Source organism: Bacillus sp. BD48 (genome assembly GCF_046566805.1).
Classification (GTDB): domain Bacteria; phylum Bacillota; class Bacilli; order Bacillales; family Bacillaceae; genus Bacillus; species Bacillus safensis.
The window spans coordinates 1-1,139 of sequence record NZ_JANGFM010000013.1 but is presented as its reverse complement, the minus strand read 5'-3'; the positions used below and the strand labels follow the sequence as shown (position 1 = coordinate 1,139).

Here is a 1,139-nt window from a genome sequence, read left to right as displayed (position 1 = left end):
TCGGAGAGTTTGATCCTGGCTCAGGACGAACGCTGGCGGCGTGCCTAATACATGCAAGTCGAGCGGACAGAAGGGAGCTTGCTCCCGGATGTTAGCGGCGGACGGGTGAGTAACACGTGGGTAACCTGCCTGTAAGACTGGGATAACTCCGGGAAACCGGAGCTAATACCGGATAGTTCCTTGAACCGCATGGTTCAAGGATGAAAGACGGTTTCGGCTGTCACTTACAGATGGACCCGCGGCGCATTAGCTAGTTGGTGGGGTAATGGCTCACCAAGGCGACGATGCGTAGCCGACCTGAGAGGGTGATCGGCCACACTGGGACTGAGACACGGCCCAGACTCCTACGGGAGGCAGCAGTAGGGAATCTTCCGCAATGGACGAAAGTCTGACGGAGCAACGCCGCGTGAGTGATGAAGGTTTTCGGATCGTAAAGCTCTGTTGTTAGGGAAGAACAAGTGCGAGAGTAACTGCTCGCACCTTGACGGTACCTAACCAGAAAGCCACGGCTAACTACGTGCCAGCAGCCGCGGTAATACGTAGGTGGCAAGCGTTGTCCGGAATTATTGGGCGTAAAGGGCTCGCAGGCGGTTTCTTAAGTCTGATGTGAAAGCCCCCGGCTCAACCGGGGAGGGTCATTGGAAACTGGGAAACTTGAGTGCAGAAGAGGAGAGTGGAATTCCACGTGTAGCGGTGAAATGCGTAGAGATGTGGAGGAACACCAGTGGCGAAGGCGACTCTCTGGTCTGTAACTGACGCTGAGGAGCGAAAGCGTGGGGAGCGAACAGGATTAGATACCCTGGTAGTCCACGCCGTAAACGATGAGTGCTAAGTGTTAGGGGGTTTCCGCCCCTTAGTGCTGCAGCTAACGCATTAAGCACTCCGCCTGGGGAGTACGGTCGCAAGACTGAAACTCAAAGGAATTGACGGGGGCCCGCACAAGCGGTGGAGCATGTGGTTTAATTCGAAGCAACGCGAAGAACCTTACCAGGTCTTGACATCCTCTGACAACCCTAGAGATAGGGCTTTCCCTTCGGGGACAGAGTGACAGGTGGTGCATGGTTGTCGTCAGCTCGTGTCGTGAGATGTTGGGTTAAGTCCCGCAACGAGCGCAACCCTTGATCTTAGTTGCCAGCATT

Annotated in this window: 1 rRNA gene; it reads left to right on the top strand. The window is 55.2% G+C overall.

From position 1 onward, the window contains the following. Nucleotides 1-1,139: ribosomal RNA gene (locus ACLGGR_RS19165) — 16S ribosomal RNA — on the top strand; the annotation flags it as partial.